Origin of the sequence: Micromonospora sp. D93 (assembly GCF_018070365.1) — a bacterium.
GTDB classification, from domain to species: domain Bacteria; phylum Actinomycetota; class Actinomycetes; order Mycobacteriales; family Micromonosporaceae; genus Micromonospora; species Micromonospora ureilytica.
Genome location: NZ_JAGPXW010000008.1, coordinates 107505 through 122473 on the forward strand (window position 1 = coordinate 107505; position 14969 = coordinate 122473).

The window sequence follows — 14969 nt, forward strand, 5'->3', positions numbered from 1 at the left end:
CTCAGATCTTCTTGCGGTACGCCCGCAGCGCCAGCGGCATGAACACCGCAACGAAGCCGGCGCACCAGGCGAGCGTCCACCACACGTGGTTGCCCAGTGGGGTGCCGAGGAACAACCCGCGTACCGACGCCACCAGGTGGGTCATCGGGTTGACGTCCACGAACGCCTGCATCCAGCCCGGCAGGGTGTCGGCGCCGACGAACACGTTGGACGCGAAGCTCAGCGGCATGATCAACGCGAACATCACACCCTGCACGGCGCCCGCGGTCCGCACCTTCATCGACACCAGCACCGGCAGCCAGCTCAGGCAGAGCGCGAACAGCACAGCGAGCAGACACCCGGCGATCGCCCGGAACGGGTCGGTGTCGATCCGGAAACCCATCACGTAGCCGATCGCGAGGGTCGACACGGTGACGATGACGTACCGGACGACGTCGCCGAGGACCGCGCCGACAAGTGGTGCGGAACGGGGGATCGGCAACGACCGGAACCTGTCGAAGATGCCCTTGGCGATGTCGGTGTTCAGGTTGACGCCGATCGCGATGGCGCCGGTCGCGATCGTCTGCGCCAGGATGCCGGGCAGCAGGAACTGCAGGTAGTCGTGGGTCGATCCGGCGACAGCGCCGCCGAAGACGTACACGAAGATGATGAGGAACAGCACCGGTTGCAGGGTGACGTCGATGAGCGCCTCGGGCGTACGCCAGGTCTTGATGAGGCTGCGTTTGGCGAGCGCCAACGAGTGCCGGACCAGCCGGAACGGCCGAGGATTCGGCGCGGTTGTCGAGAGCGCGCGGCTCCTCGTGGGTGCGGTGTCGGTCAGAGTGCTCATGCCGCGACCTCCGTGGGGCGGGTGGTGTCGTCTTCCGATGCCGTACGCCCGGTGAGGGTGAAGAACACCTCGTCGAGGCTCGGCAGGTGCAGGGAGAGTTCGGTGACCGCGATGCCGGCCGTGGCGAACCGCGCGACGCTCTCGGTCAGGGCCGCGTCGTCGGTGACCGGCACCGCGAGCACGCCCTTGCGGATCTCGTCGGCCTGCCCGCCGGAGCCGACCTGGGTCAGGATCTCCGCGGTGCGGGGCAGCTGAGCCGGATCGGATGGCCGGACCTCCAGGGTCTGCCCGCCGACCACCCGCTTGAGCCCTTCGGGGGTGTCGTGCGCGATGACCCGGCCGTGGTCGATCACCGTGATCGCGTCGGCGAGCGCGTCGGCCTCCTCCAGGTACTGGGTGGTCAGCAGCACCGTCGAACCGTTGTTGACAAGCGAACGGACCACGTCCCACATGTCCTCGCGCTTGGCCGGGTCGAGCCCGGTCGTCGGCTCGTCCAGGAAGATCACGTCGGGGGAGCCGACGAGGCTGGCGGCCAGGTCCAGCCGTCGCCGCATGCCCCCGGAGTAGGTCTTGGCCTGACGGTTCGCGGCATCGGTCAGGTCGAACCAGTCGAGCAACTCGGCGGCCCGTCGCCGGGCGCCGGTGCGCCCCAACTCCAGCAGGGTGCCGAACAGCTCCAGGTTCTGCCGCCCGGTCAGGTCCTCGTCGACCGAGGCGTACTGGCCGGTGAGGCCGATGCTCTGCCGAACGTGCTCGGCGTCCCGTACCACGTCGAAACCGCTGATTCGGGCGGTTCCGGCGTCGGGGGTGAGCAGGGTGGAGAGGATCCGCACGGCGGTGGTCTTGCCGGCGCCGTTGGGGCCGAGCACCCCGAGCACCGTCCCACGGGGAACGGCGAGGTCCACGCCCTGCAGCGCCCTCGTCTTCCCGAACGTCTTCACGAGGCCCTCGGCCTCGATCACCAGGTCAGCTGTCATGCGCCTAGTCTGCGCAGACCCGCTGACACCGCCCCGACACGCCACCGACACCGGCTGACACGGCCTGACACCGGCACCGCTCGGGAGGGCCGGCCAGGGCTGCACGGTCCCGCAGGCGGTCGGCGTCACGATATGCTGGCGACGGCAGAGCGCCTGCCCGCGCCCGATGTGGTGGCCCACGCCTGACCGCATGCTTGGGGCCAAGAGTCTCCGACTCCGCGCCGATATGTCGACTCCCGGCGTGCCGGTCACGCCGACTGTTCGGTGGAGTGCGTGGGGCTGCACCGGAGGCGTCATGTCTGATTCCACCCCTCGACGGACCCCAGCCCCGGGACGCGCCCGCAAGCGCGCCATCCGAGAACATGCCGCCCAGGCTGGCGTTGCCTACTCAGAGGCTGCCCGGCAACTTGAGTCGGTCGGCCTTCGGCCCGGCGAAACCCTTTCCAGGTACGGGCGGACGATCTATCCGGTCGGGTTCGATCCGCATCGCCAACTGCTCGTCGAACGTCGTGAGCGGCGGTCGTTCGAGGAGCGGGTGTCGGACACCCGGCGGGCCGCAGTCCTGCCGCATGGTCGCGCGCGGCACCTCGTCGAACGGTTCCCACCCAGCCGTGGGCGTACCGGCAGCGGGCTGGGCTCGCTCTATCACGGCGAGGGCCGCGATGAACTGCTCGCGATGCTGTACATCGTGATCGTGGCCGAGTCGCCAGGGTTGCTGCCCGAGGTGGGGGACCTCGCCTGGATCGCTGAACTCGGCGAGGACACCGCACTCGACACCGCCTGCGCCGAAGTCGACCGTGAGGCCCGCCGCCTGCTCGACCAGGAGCCACCGGCCCTCTGGTCGAGCATCCAGAAGGCGCTGACCGTGGCCGAACGCAGCGTGGACGGGCAGGTCCGCCAGGAGGCGATCCGGCAGACCGCGCTGCTGAGCACGATGATGACGCCGCGTCTGGGGTACGCGGGCGAGCCGTACGTTCCGGGGTTGCCCGTCGCCGGTGCCCGGCAAATCCTCGACGCGCTGCTGATCGTCGCCGACGACGGACACGCGCCGGGCACCCGGGTACGCCTGCTCAGGCAGCCGCACGACGGGCGGTGGGCCACGATCATTGGTGCCCGGTGGGGTTCGTCCGGTCCGCCGGAGGGTTATCTCGTGTGGCTCGACGGGGCGACGGCGCCGCTGGCGGCCCGCCCCGACGACCTGATTGTCCTGGCCGACCAGGAGACCACTCCGCGCTGAGCCAGGGCTTGGCTCGGTGGCGCCCGCATCGTTCCCAACGGGTCCGGTCAGACCCTCCGGCAGAACGCCGTTGCCTGGGCCACCGTCGGGTCGATCAGCTGACGGCCCGGCGAAAGACCTGCCGGGAACCGCCCTCTGGACCGGGATCGACGGCCTCGGCAGGGATAACAAGCCAGCCGGCCCTCGTGCCGCGATCTTGCACTTTCTGTCCTGACATACAGGTCATTCCACGCGTGTCGGCAACCGAAAGTGCAAGATCGGCAACCGCGGGCGGCGCGGGCGGCGCGGGCGGCGCGGGCGGCGCGGGCGGCGCGGGCGGCGCGGGCGCCACCCATCTGGTCGATCTGGAAGGAGCAACGCGCGCCTACTCAGACGTCGCCAGCTGCTGCACCAGCCGATCGAGGCCCCCCTTGATCAGCTGCCCGTACTCGTCATCGCCAAGCGCGCCGATCCCCGCCTGCGCACGCTGGAGGCACTTCCGGGCACTGTCGAGATCGCCGAGCTTGCGATAGCACTCAGCCAGGTTGAGGTGCAACGACGGATACAGACCGGCCACCGACATCGGAACGCCGGCCTGCGCAACCCGGTCTTCGGTGAGTAAGTCGGCCGCCGCCAGCGCCCGCTCGTCCCAGACCAACTCCTGGTGGACGTCTTCCTGCACATCGGCCATCGAGTGCGCGAGGACGCAAACATGCAGGGGATCGCCTCGCTCGCCGCCGATCTCGTCCCAGATCTGCGCGAACAAGTCGCGAGCAGCCTCACGCTGGCCTTGATGATGATTCAACTGCACGCCTTGGTTAATGCGGGTCAGCGTTTCGTCGGTGACCATTAGCTGCTCCCGCACTGTTTCATGTCGCCACGATGGCATGGATCGTACTTGCTCAAAATCAGTGGCAGAACAGCCCAAGATCAGAGCAACGTCACTGAGACGGGACACGCGCGATCGGCTAACTCGGTCCGAGCGGCGAGCCGGCCGGGCTCCCTTGCGGGGAGCCCGGCCGGTGCGGTCGACGCCGTCGTAGCGCTGCCGGAGCGCAGCGGGGGGAGGTGCTGCGCGCGGGAGAGGTACGGACGGCGTGACCACGCTCCGCGCGGTGGTCCACCTGCTCAGCTCGGCAGGCGGCCCCGCGTGGAGACGAAGTGGTACGACATGACGGCGAACCCGGGATCACGGAGCAGCCGCCGGAAGGCGTTCAGTTGGTTGGGCGACAGCCCCGCCGCCAGCAGGTCCGGTTCCAACTGGCGGGAGTTGGTCTCGTAGAGCGACGTCCCGGTCGACCCGCCGGCCCAGCTCTGCGAGTGGGTGATGGTGTCCAGGTCGGTCAGACCGGCGAGGGCCATCTCGGTGTGTACGTCCTGCGCCCATCCCAGGTCGGCGCCGTGGTCCTCCAGGACACCCATCATGGCGTCCATGACCTGCGCGAAAAGCTTTGCGGCGTCGTCGGTGGGCGCGGTGAGCACCCGCTGCGGCGCGGTGCAGTCGAACTCCTCGACGACCAGCCACCCGCCGGGCGCCAGCGCGCCGGTGAGGGTGCGCAGGACCCGCCGTCGGTCGGGGAGGTGCAGCAGCACCAGCCGGGCGTGGATCAGGTCGAACGCGTCCCCGGGTGGCGGTTCGGTGCGCACGTCGTGCTGGCGTACCTGCAGGTTACCCTCGGCCACGAGGTGGGTGGGGTCGATGTCGGTGGCCAGCACGTGACCGTCGTCGCCGACCGCGCGGGCGATCCGCCGGGCGATCGAGCCGCCGCCCGCGCCGACCTCCCAGCAGGTCGCGCCGGGTTCCAGCACCGGGCGGGCCAGGCGCCGCGTCGTGATCGGGTCCAGGAAGGACTCCAGCGCGTGCATCTGGGGAACGGCGTCCGGTGCGCCGTTGTCGAACGTGTACGTGTCATCGCTCGTAGCGGTTGTCATCGGTGTCTACCTCTCCGTGAAGGGTCGGGTGACGCGAGCAGGGTCGGGTGACTACGGGGTGTCGGCCCAGAGCCGAGGGGTCGATCGGTTGGCCGGGGGCGGCGCAACGGCGGCGACGCTCAACATCGCCGCCAGCGGGGCCGGGTCGCGGCGGGCCTCCGCGGTCGGCCGGTCGTAGACCACCCGGCCGTACTCCAGCACCGCCACCCGGTCCGCGATCTCGATGGCGTGCTGGAGTTGCTGCTCCACGAGCAGCACGGTCAGGCCGTCGGCGGCGAGACCGTTGACGAGTTCGCGGACCCGCGCCGCCAGATCGGGCGACAGGCCCTCACACGGTTCGTCGAGCAGCAGCACCCGGGGTTGGCCGAGTAGCGCACGGGCTATCGCCAGCATCTGCTGCTCGCCGCCGGAGAGTTCGCAGCCGCGGTGTCGCAACCGCACCGCGAGCCTCGGCAGCAGTTCCAGGGTCCGGGCGACCGTCCAGCCCTCACCGCCGGAGGTGGGGGCCCGCCACGGCGCGGCCGCCAGGTGCAGGTGCTCGGCCACTGTCAACCGGGAGAAGACCCGCCGGCCCTGCGGGACGAGACCGACGCCGGACTGGGCGATGCGATGCGGTTGTCGGCCGGCGACGTGCACACCGCCGATCTCGATGCGACCGCTGGACGCACGAACCAGCCCGGCGATGGTGTGCACGAGCGTGCTCTTGCCGGCCCCGTTGCGGCCCACCACGGCCTGGATGCTGCCCGGGCGTACCCGCAGGCTGACCTCGTGCAGGACGATGCCCCCGCCGTAGCCGGCGCTGAGGCGATCCACTGTGAGCATCAGGCCACCCCGTCGGCGTAGGCCTGCCGCACCAGCGGAGAGGTACGGATCTCGTCCGGTGTGCCGGCGGCCAACGTCTGACCGTCGCGCAGCACCGTGACCGTGTCGGAGAGGGCGTACACCAGGTCCAGTCGATGTTCGACAAGTAACACGGCGACGGCCCTGGGCAGCGCCTGGAGCAACTCGACCAGCCGGCCGACCTCGACGGCGGACAGCCCGGCCGCCGGTTCGTCGAGGAGCAGCAGGCGGGGGCGACCGGCCAGGGCCATCGCGATCTCCAACTGGCGTCGTTGCCCGTGCGCGAGGTGCCCGGCGGGCACCGTCGCGACCGCGGTGAGCCCCATCTGATCCAGCAGCGGACCCGCCAGGTGTTGCGCGGCGCGTCGGCGTCCGCCCGGCAACCACCGGCGGTGCGGGATGACCCGTGGCAGCGCGGCCACCACGACGTTCTCCGTCGCGCTGAGCGTCGGAAAGACCGCGGGTCGCTGGTGGATGCGGTTGATGCCCCGCCGGGCCCGGGCCGCCGGGCCGAGCCGACCGACGTTCCGTCCGTCGAACCGCACAGTGCCGCGCTGCGGCCTGGTGGACCCACCGATCACGTTGAGCAGTGTCGTCTTGCCGGCCCCGTTCGGGCCGATCAGGGCGTGCCGCTGGCCGTCGTGGACGCACAGGTCCACGCCGTCGAGCGCGGCGAGCGAGCCGTACCGCACGCTGATCTCCTGGGCGTCGAGCAGGCAGGTCATCGGCGCAGCCCCGGGACGGTGGCCTGCCTCTGGGCGGCCGGCGGGTCCGGCTGGTGCGCCGGGGCCCCCGGCGGGCGCAGCCGGACCCGGGCCCGGCTGACGCCGGTGGGCAGCAGGTAGACCGTCGCCACGAACAGCACGCCCAACACCAGCGGCGCGTGGCCGGGCAGCACCCCGAAGAGCCAGTCCCGGACGGCGATGACCAACGCCGCACCCACCAGGGCGCCACCCACCGAGGCGGTGCCACCGATGACGACACCGAGCAACAGCAGGGCGGACGTGTCGAAGCCGAAATCGGCGGGGGAGATGTACTGCTGGGCGACGACCAGGAGCGAGCCGGCGGCACCGGCTATCGCCCCGGCGGCGATGTGCGCGCCGGACAGGTGCAGCGCCACCCGGTGGCCGCTGGCGCGCAGCCGCGTCTCGTCGTCGCGGCCGGCCCGCAACACCAACCCGGCCCGGGTACGCAGCAGCACCAGCACCGCGCCGATCAGCGTCGCCACGACGACCAGGGCGTACAGGTAACGGGCCTGATCGCTGGCCAGGGCGGGGAGCCCCCAGAACGGGCGGACCGCGGGGATGCCGGCCAGCCCGTCCGTGCCACCGGTCACCGACCGCCACCGCCCGAGGACCACGACGACGAGTTCGCCGATGGCCAGGGTGATCATCAGGACGATCACCCCTCGGGCGTGTACGACGAGCGGCACGGTGAGCGCCGCCAGCAGCGCCCCGGCGGCCGCCGCGACGACGAGCTGCACGACGCCGACGTCGGAGATTCGGCTGCCGACCACGGCACAGGCGTATGCGCCCGCCGCGTACGGTGCGGTCTGGCCGAGGGTGGGCATGCCGGCGACGCCGGTGAGCAGCGCGACACTCACCCCGACCAGGGCCAGCGCCAGCGTCCGGGCCAGGATCGACGTGGTGTAGTCGTCGACCACCCAGGGCGCCACGACCAGGCCGACCAGGACGAGCGCCGCGATGCCGCCCCGAACCCGTCGGATCACCTCACCCCTCATGTCGTCCTCCACCTGCCGGCCAGGCCACGCGCCCGCATGGCCAGCACCGCCGCCATGGCGGCGAACAGCAGAAACGGCGCGGCGGACGGCAGCAGCGCCACTCCCAGGGTCTGGATCTCACCGATCGCGAGCGCGGCCAGCAGGGTGCCCGCCATCGACCCGAGACCACCGAGGACGACGACCACCAGGGAGAGCAGCAGCACCGTGTCGGCGGTGCCCGTGCCGGGGCCGATGATGGGCGCGCCCAGGACCCCGGCCGCGCCGGCCAGAGCACCGGCGGCGGCGAGCACACCGGCCCGGATCCGCGCCGGACTCACGCCCAGACAGGCGACCATCTCCGGGTCGTCGACGGCCGCCCGGACCAGCATCCCGGCCCTGGTGCGTCGCACCACCAGGTAGAGCCCGGCGGCGAGCACCGCGGCGACCACGATGAACACCAACCGGTACGCGGCGTAGCGGTGACCGGCGACCATCACCGACCCCTCCAGGGCCGCGGGAACCTGGACCTGCGGGTTGTCGGGCCCGAAGCCGGCGACGAGCAGGCTGCCGCCGGCCAGCGCCACCCCGAACGTCAGCAGCGCCTGACTCAGGTGATTGCCGGTGGCGACGGGTGTGAGCAGGCCGGCCAGGAGTACCCCCGCCGCTGCGGCGGCGAGCACACCGATGGCGAGGGCCAACGCCAGGCTCGCCCAGCCGCCGTCGAGCACCGCCGCGGCGGTGTACCCGCCGATCGCGTAGAGCAGGCCGTGCGCCAGGTTGAGGATGTTGGCGACGCCGAAACAGAAGACCAGGCCCGACGCGGCGACGAACACGAGCAGCCCGTAGGCGACCCCGTCCAGGGCTGGGATCAGGTACGGGTCGATCCGGTTCGTGCCGGCCGCCACCGCTGTCACCGGCCGACGGTCGCGAGGTCACCCACGACGGTGTTGGACAGCGCCCGGCCGTCCTGGCGGACCTGCCGCAGGTACCACTTCTGCACGGGGGAGTGCGTGGTGGTGGAGAACTGCCAGGTGCCGCGCGGGCTGGCGATCTGACCGAGTTGGCCGATGGCCGCGTTGATGGCCTCGGGGGTCGGGTCGCTTCCGGCGGCGCCGATCGCCCGGTCCAACACCGCCGCCGCGTCGTACGAGGCGAGCGCGTAGGTCGTCGGCGAACCGTCGTGCTTCGCCTTCCACGCGGCCACGAAGGCACGGTTCTCCGCGTTGTCGAGGTCGGGCGAGTAGTTGAGCACCGAGTAGATGTCCCGGGCGGCCTCGCCCTGCGCGTTGAGCACGCCGCCCTCGGTGAGGAACCCGGCCGCGTACAACGGGATGTCCTTGATCTCGGACTGCGCGTACTGCTTCACGAAGTCGACGGCGGCGCTGCCGGCGTAGAAGGTGTAGACCGCCGCCGCGCCCGAGGCCTTGATGCGGGCGAAGTACGGGAGGAAGTTGGCGGTGGCCGGGAACGGCGTGAACGTCGTCTTGCCGTCGGTGTTCGCGAGCTTCCCGCCGATCTTCCCGAACGCGTCGGTGAAACCGCGCAGCTCGTCCCAACCGCCCTGGTAGTCCGGGCCGATCGCGTAGACGGAGCCCTTCACGTTGTCACGGACGTGCTGGGCGATCGCCGCCCCGGGCTCGTCGGAGAGGTACGAGGTGTGCCAGACCCGGGAGACGTCCTTGAGTTCCGGTCGGCCGTTGGAGCCGACAAGTGGCACCTTGGTCTCGTTGAGCAGCGGGGTGACTCCGGCGACCGAGCCGCCACCGACGATGCCGGTCAGCGCGGACACCCGGTCCTGCTTGAGCAGCTTGGTCGCCGCCGGGACCGCGGTCTGGGCGCCGTTTCCCTCGTCCGCGACGACGAGGTCGACCTGCCGGCCGCCCAACTTGCCGTCGTGGGTGTCCAGGTAGAGCTGGAAGCCGTCGCGGATCTCGGTGCCGACCGCCTGGTACGTCCCGGACAGCGACGCGAGCAGACCGATCTTTATCGAGCCGCCGGCGCTCGTGCCCGGCGCGTCGTCACCGCAGGCCGTGCTTGTGGTCAGCACGGCCGCGAGCAGCGCGGCGGTCAGGGCACGGCTGCGCCAAGGGGTGGTGAGAGGCATGTCTGACTCCAGGGGAAGGGGAAGGGGTCTCCGGCGTGTGGGGGCGCCGGGGTTGTCAGCGACTGCGGGCGAGCGCCGCTCGGGCAGCGGGGGTCAGGGCGTCCCCGATGCGGTTGGCCAGCTCGGTCATCTCGTAGGAGACCTTGCCCACGTCGCACTCGGGGGCGGCGAGCACCAGCAGCGAGGCGCCGTCGTTGAAGGCCATCGAGAACATGAACCCGCCCTCGAGCTGCGTGACGTTGGAGATCACCGCGCCGGCGTCGAAGAAGGCCGCCGCGCCCCGCAGCAGGCTGACGAGCCCGCTACCCGTGGCGGCCAACTGGTCGGCCCGGTCCGGTGGCAGGTCGCGGGTGGCGGCCACCATCAGACCGTCGCTGGAAATGGCGATCGCGTGGCTGACCTCGGTCGCCCGCGCGGCGAAGTTGTCCAGCAGCCAGCCGAGATCCTGTTGGTCGGTCACGTGCTCTCCTGTCCCGTCATTTGTTGCCGAGGTTTATCGGGGTACGCCGTCGGTTCGCCACACCCCTCGCGTACGCGGCCATCGCCGTCGCCACCTGCGCCGGGTCGCGGTACTCGGAGCGTTGCTGCTGCTGGGGCACCGTCACCCCGCCGGGCACGAGGTGCCGTTGCGGCTGCCGTTTCGGCAGACCGGAGTTGGTGGTCGTGGCGACCTCGGGGGTGTGCGCCTGGGCGGCCGTACGCCAGGCGTCGTCGGCGGGGGTGGACCACTGCTGACCGTTCTGACCGTTCTGGCCGTCGACGACGTCGTTCTGGAACCAGTGGTTGACCTGTTCGAAGATGAGGAGCTCCTCGGTGGGCGCGTCACCCCGGTCCGGGGGTTGGGGAGCCGGTCGGAAGACCGGCGCCGCCGGCAGCGTCCGTTCGGCCGCAGGGCGTCCGGCGGTGGGCTCGGGGCGCGGCTGGTACGGCGGCGGAGTGCTGGGCGTCCGCGCTGCCCGCCGCGACAGCCGGCCGGGTGCGAGCAGGTACTCCTCCGGCGGCAGGGACCGGATGATCGCCGCGGGCAGTGTCGCCTCGGCGAGGATGCCGCGTCGGGGGCCGCGTCGCAGTTGGACGGTCGCGCCCAGCCGAGCCGCGAGCTGGCCCACGACGACCAGCCCCATCGCCCGCACGGCGGCCACGTCGATGGCCGGCGGGCGGGCCAGCAGCTCGTTCAGCTGTTGCATCCGCAGCGCGGACAGCCCCACACCCTCGTCGCTGATCTGGACGATGACGCGGTCACCCAGGCTCCGGCCGCTCACCCAGGTCTCACTGCCCGGCGGCGAGTACGTCGTGGCGTTGTCCATGAGTTCGGCGAGCAGGTGCACGACCTCGTCGACGGTCTTGGCGGCCACTGCCACGTCGCCGTCGATCATGCCGAGCCGGACCCGCGCGTAGTGCTCGATCTGGGACAGCGCAGCCTGGAGCACCTGTTGCAGAGGGACGTCCCGCTGGCGTACGCGACCCACGCCGACGCCGCCGAGCACCAGCAGGCTGGCGTTGATCCGGCCCATCCGGGTCGCCAGGTTGTCCAGTGTGTAGAGCTGGTCGAGCCGGTCGGGGTCGGTCTCGTCCCGCTCGACCAGGTCGACCTGGGCCAGGACGGCGTCGACCAGTCGCTGTTCGCGGCGGCTCAGGTGGATGAAGATGTCGGCGGTGTTGGCGCGCATGACTGCCTGTTCGGCGGCGGTCCGCACGGCGGCCTGGTGCACGGCGCTGAACGCCTGACCCAGTTCGCCGATCTCGTCGTCGCTGGACGGTTCCAGGGCGGCGCTGGACTGCTGGTGGGCCAGCTTCTGTGGGTCGACGGTGGCGCTGCCGGGCTGTTGGAGCTGGGCCACCACGGCGGGAAGCTGTTCGAACGCCACGGCGTTGGCCGCGTCCCGGAGGCGACGCAGCCGTCGGGTGATCTGCCGCGCGACGGCCCAGGTCACCAACGCGGTCAGGATCAGGGCCAGGAGGACGCTGGCGGCCTCGGCCACGGCCCGGCGGCGCTGGTCGGCGTGCGCGGCCCGAACGTCGTCGCGGACCGCGTCGTCGACCCGGGCGCGCAGGTCGGCCAGGCGGGCGGCGCGCGTCTGGGTGGTGGTCACCCACGCGCCGGTCTCCAGTCGCAGCTGTGACCCCGGCTGGGCCCGGGACACCTCGTCCTGCATCCGTTGCAGGGCGAGCGCCTCCTTGCCGGTGCCGGCCTGCTCCCACCAGATGCCCCACTCGGGTGGGGCCAGGGCCAGGAACGACAGGCTCGACTCGGTGTAGCTGGTGCGGGCCGCTGTGATGTCCTGCTGCATGGCCGGGGTCAGCTCGCCGCCCGCGACGGCGCGCAGCACGGCGACCTGCTGCTGACCGATGGCCTCGGCCGTCTTCGACAGCGCCGCCGAGGCCCGGATCCCGTCGGCGAGTTGGGCGTCCACCACGCCGTGTGAGACGTTCTCCCGGAAGTTGATGAGGTCGGCGATCGCGATGCGGTAGCTGAAGGTCATCGCCGACACCGAGGCGTGCGTGGCGGTGCGCACCTGGGTGCGCAGAGGGGCGAGGCCATCCAGAGCCGCGTCGATGCGCCGCAGGAGAGACGGATTGGTGTCGTTGTCGTTGGACAGCCGGTCACGCTGCTCGCGGTAGCGGGCCACGGCGTCGTCGGTGGCGGCCATCTCCGCGCCGAAGGCGTCCTGCTGCTCCGGCCGGGCGTAGGTGAGCAGGTCGGCGGCGGCAATGCGTTCGCGTTGCAGCCGGTAGGCCAGGTCGCCGGCCTCGGCACCGACCTGGGCCAGGATCTGCAGGTCGCTGGCACGGGCCGTCTGGCGTGCGCTCTCGGTCAGTGCGAGACCGGCGAAGCCGATCACGGCGACGAGGGGGGCCGCGACGATGAGGCGCATCCGGCCGGCTATCTTCCAACCGCGTCGGCGGGTCGGGTAGGGTCTGGCCGCGTGGGACCGGGTGCTCGACGCCAAGATTGACTCCCACGACTCGTCGATGACGGTCTATCCGCACCTTGCCGAATGCAAGTCCCATTCGGCCGGACGCCGCGCTCGTAGACCAGACCTGGCCGTGGTACAAACTGCCCGTACCAGCATCTGTACCCAACGTCAGCGACCGGTGACGCCGCGAGGTCGTGCCGAGTCGGTCGGGTCAGCGCTGGTTGTCCAGGGGTTCGGCCGGCGGGTGCCGCCGCTCCGGATCGTCCAGCTCGGGCTGGCCGTTGAGCACCTGGCCGATCAGTTCACGCAGCTCGTCGATCGCGTCCACAACGGCGCCCGGGTCGCGCGCGTCACGCCGCCCAGGCTGACGCGGCACCCGTCGATCCAGCCGAGCCGGTTCCGGAGCGCGCGGTCCCCGGCGACCGTCGGCCGCCAACTGCTCGGCCGCGACCTGCGGCCACAGGGCGGCCAGTCGGCCGTCGGTGCCGAGCACGTCGTCGCAGCGCAACGCGAACTCGTGACTGCCGAACCGGCGACCCGACTCGACCGCCGCCACCGTCTCCCGGCTGAACCGCACCAGATCCGCCAGGGCCCTTTGGGTCAGGCCCCGTTGGACGCGACAGTTGCGCAACTCCCATCGGAACCGCTGACTGGCCGCGGAGGGAGCCGAGCTCGACGGGGACGTGTGCTCCATGCGCTCACCTTCGTGGAACGGATATTCGGCGGCGGACACCAGATCGAGATTGGCCGATGAGCAGGACATTCACAGAGGGCAATTCTTAACCCAACACGTGATGGGTGTGAAGACGTTCACCGGTTTGAATCGTCGGGCAAAGCGCGAAAGGTGCGCGCCGGGCCCGTTGCCGGCACCGAGGTGCGCCCGGTGGAGCGGGCAACACGCGCCCCGCCCCACCCTCGACCCGTCCGCAGGTCAGCACCGCTGGCGCTCGCGTCCACTCAGGCGGCGCGCACTTCGGCCGTCACCCCACCCCGTGCCACCGGCGCGTCCGCGGGCGTCGGGATATCGATTATCGCGAGCAGTGTGCGGTGCGCACGGAACGCGACATTGGGTTTGTACGTGCGATGCTGCTCCGGTGACAACCGTAGGTCGGGAATGGTTTCGGCGAGCCGGCTGAGGGCGACCCCGGCCTCAAGTCGCGCCAACCCCGCGCCGATGCAGAAATGCGGACCGTGCCCGAACGACAGGTGATTGCCGACATCGGCCCGGTGTGGGTCGAACCGGTCCGGGTCATGGAACGCCGCGGGGTCCCGGTTCGCCGCTCCGATCAACAGCAGGCAACGCGCCCCGGCGGGGATCGTCACCGCCCCCACTGTGACATCCCGCGTGGTCACCCGGAGCCAGCCGTCGATGGCCGGCGCGAAGCGCAGCGTCTCGCCCACGAAGGCGGGAACGAGCCCCGGGTCCTTGGCGATCGCCGACCAGCGCTCGGGATTGGACAGGGCCTGGTCGAGGGCGTGCGCGAGCAACCCGGCGGTGGTCTCGTGGCCCGCTACCAGGAGATTGAAGGCCAGGCTCGCGACCTCGGGCACCGTCAACACGGTGTCGTCGTCGTCCCGGTAGGCCAGCGCGCGACTGATGAAGTCGTCACCCAGGTGCCCGCTGTCCACCCGCTGGCGGACCAGATCTTCGCAGTAGTGCCAGAACTCCAGTAGGCCCTGCGCCAGGCGCACCTGTTCGGCCGGGTCCGGCTGCCCCCAGATGAGGGCGATCTGGCCGTCCGCCCAACTCCGGATCCCCCCGATGTCGGCGTCGGGCACCCCGAGGATGTCCAGGACCACCAGCAGCGGAAGCTCGGTGGCGAATTCCGGGATCAGGTCGACCTGGTCGCCCCGGCGGGTGGCGAGCCGGGACACGAGTTGGTCGACCCGGCGCCGGACGATCGCACCGTACTCGGCCTCGACCCGCTCGGCGGTGTTCGCGAAGGTCGCCCGTAGGGCCCGGCGGGTGCGCGGGTGCGCCGGTGGGTCCGCTGCGGCCGTCGTGGGCGGCGCGTCGATCTGCATGATGACGTTCAGTGCCGGGGGGCACACCTCGTAGACCGGGGCGAGGGTGAGGGCGTTGGCGAATGTCGCGGCGTCGGCGAGGGCCCGTCGGACGTGTGCGTGCCTGCTGATCAACCACAGGCCCAGATCCTCGGCGTAGTGCACCCCGTCGGGATCGTCGAGAATACGCCGCCACATGCTTGCCGGGTCGGTGAGGTAAACCCCGGTGAACGGATTCAACCGCATGGAAAGCCTCCTGATGCACGCGGCGCAAAACCGGCAGCGCCCCCATTTGGCGATCCACTTCAGCCGGGCCGATAATGGCGCGCATCTGCCTCTGGCTCTTTACGGTGCGCTGGCCGGCCGCACAAGTCAAGATTGGGTTTCGTCTATTTATTGGTCGGCATAATTGCGTGTTGCAACCGCCGG

14 protein-coding genes are annotated in these 14969 nt (G+C 71.1%); 1 reads left to right on the forward strand and 13 read right to left on the reverse strand.

Annotated features, from left to right (window positions below; translation table 11 throughout):
• Position 1 precedes the first annotated feature (1 nt).
• Both KBX71_RS12425 and KBX71_RS12430 read right to left on the reverse strand, forming a co-directional pair.
• Positions 2-829: an ABC transporter permease gene (locus KBX71_RS12425; RefSeq protein WP_124822795.1), complete on the reverse strand. Its 828-nt coding sequence runs from the start codon at positions 827-829 to the stop codon at positions 2-4.
• Positions 826-1806: an ATP-binding cassette domain-containing protein gene (locus KBX71_RS12430; RefSeq protein ID WP_210818084.1), complete on the reverse strand. Its 981-nt coding sequence runs from the start codon at positions 1804-1806 to the stop codon at positions 826-828. The genes KBX71_RS12425 and KBX71_RS12430 overlap by 4 nt, the downstream gene beginning before the upstream one ends.
• A gap of 295 nt (positions 1807-2101) precedes the next feature.
• Here KBX71_RS12430 and KBX71_RS12435 point away from each other — a divergent pair, with 295 nt between their 5' ends.
• A complete protein-coding gene (locus KBX71_RS12435; protein WP_210818085.1) occupies positions 2102-3043 on the forward strand; it encodes a hypothetical protein in 942 nt (313 codons plus the stop codon).
• Positions 3044-3407: 364 nt separating this feature from the next.
• On the opposite strand, the gene KBX71_RS12440 is transcribed toward KBX71_RS12435, so the two are convergent.
• From KBX71_RS12440 to KBX71_RS12490, 11 genes are all read right to left on the reverse strand, one after another.
• Positions 3408-3872 carry a tetratricopeptide repeat protein gene (locus tag KBX71_RS12440; RefSeq protein WP_210818086.1) on the reverse strand — a complete coding sequence of 155 codons (465 nt, stop codon included), beginning with the start codon at positions 3870-3872 and terminating at the stop codon, positions 3408-3410.
• Between the two features lie 278 nt (positions 3873-4150).
• On the reverse strand, positions 4151-4954 hold the full coding sequence (locus KBX71_RS12445) for a methyltransferase domain-containing protein (RefSeq protein WP_210818087.1): 804 nt from the start codon (positions 4952-4954) through the stop codon (positions 4151-4153).
• Positions 4955-5005: 51 nt separating this feature from the next.
• Positions 5006-5776 carry an ABC transporter ATP-binding protein gene (locus KBX71_RS12450; protein WP_210818088.1) on the reverse strand — a complete coding sequence of 257 codons (771 nt, stop codon included), beginning with the start codon at positions 5774-5776 and terminating at the stop codon, positions 5006-5008.
• On the reverse strand, positions 5776-6519 hold the full coding sequence (locus KBX71_RS12455) for an ABC transporter ATP-binding protein (RefSeq protein ID WP_210818089.1): 744 nt from the start codon (positions 6517-6519) through the stop codon (positions 5776-5778). The genes KBX71_RS12450 and KBX71_RS12455 overlap by 1 nt, the downstream gene beginning before the upstream one ends.
• Positions 6516-7535 carry a branched-chain amino acid ABC transporter permease gene (locus KBX71_RS12460; protein WP_210818090.1) on the reverse strand — a complete coding sequence of 340 codons (1020 nt, stop codon included), beginning with the start codon at positions 7533-7535 and terminating at the stop codon, positions 6516-6518. The genes KBX71_RS12455 and KBX71_RS12460 overlap by 4 nt, the downstream gene beginning before the upstream one ends.
• Entirely contained in the window at positions 7532-8428 is an 897-nt protein-coding gene (locus tag KBX71_RS12465) for a branched-chain amino acid ABC transporter permease (protein ID WP_210818091.1), read from the reverse strand. Before KBX71_RS12465 ends, KBX71_RS12460 begins: the two co-directional genes overlap by 4 nt.
• The gene (locus KBX71_RS12470) at positions 8425-9618 is read right to left on the reverse strand and encodes an ABC transporter substrate-binding protein (RefSeq protein ID WP_210818092.1); all 1194 of its coding nucleotides are present in this window, start codon (positions 9616-9618) and stop codon (positions 8425-8427) included. Before KBX71_RS12470 ends, KBX71_RS12465 begins: the two co-directional genes overlap by 4 nt.
• A gap of 55 nt (positions 9619-9673) precedes the next feature.
• Positions 9674-10078, reverse strand: a complete 405-nt coding sequence (locus KBX71_RS12475) for a roadblock/LC7 domain-containing protein (protein WP_030490280.1) — start codon at positions 10076-10078, stop codon at positions 9674-9676.
• Positions 10079-10094: 16 nt separating this feature from the next.
• Positions 10095-12494, reverse strand: a complete 2400-nt coding sequence (locus tag KBX71_RS12480; RefSeq protein ID WP_210818093.1) for a nitrate- and nitrite sensing domain-containing protein — start codon at positions 12492-12494, stop codon at positions 10095-10097.
• Between the two features lie 253 nt (positions 12495-12747).
• Positions 12748-13230 carry a helix-turn-helix transcriptional regulator gene (locus KBX71_RS12485; protein WP_210818094.1) on the reverse strand — a complete coding sequence of 161 codons (483 nt, stop codon included), beginning with the start codon at positions 13228-13230 and terminating at the stop codon, positions 12748-12750.
• 263 nt (positions 13231-13493) lie between these two features.
• Positions 13494-14786, reverse strand: a complete 1293-nt coding sequence (locus tag KBX71_RS12490; protein WP_210818095.1) for a cytochrome P450 — start codon at positions 14784-14786, stop codon at positions 13494-13496.
• Between the last annotated feature and the right edge of the window lie 183 nt (positions 14787-14969).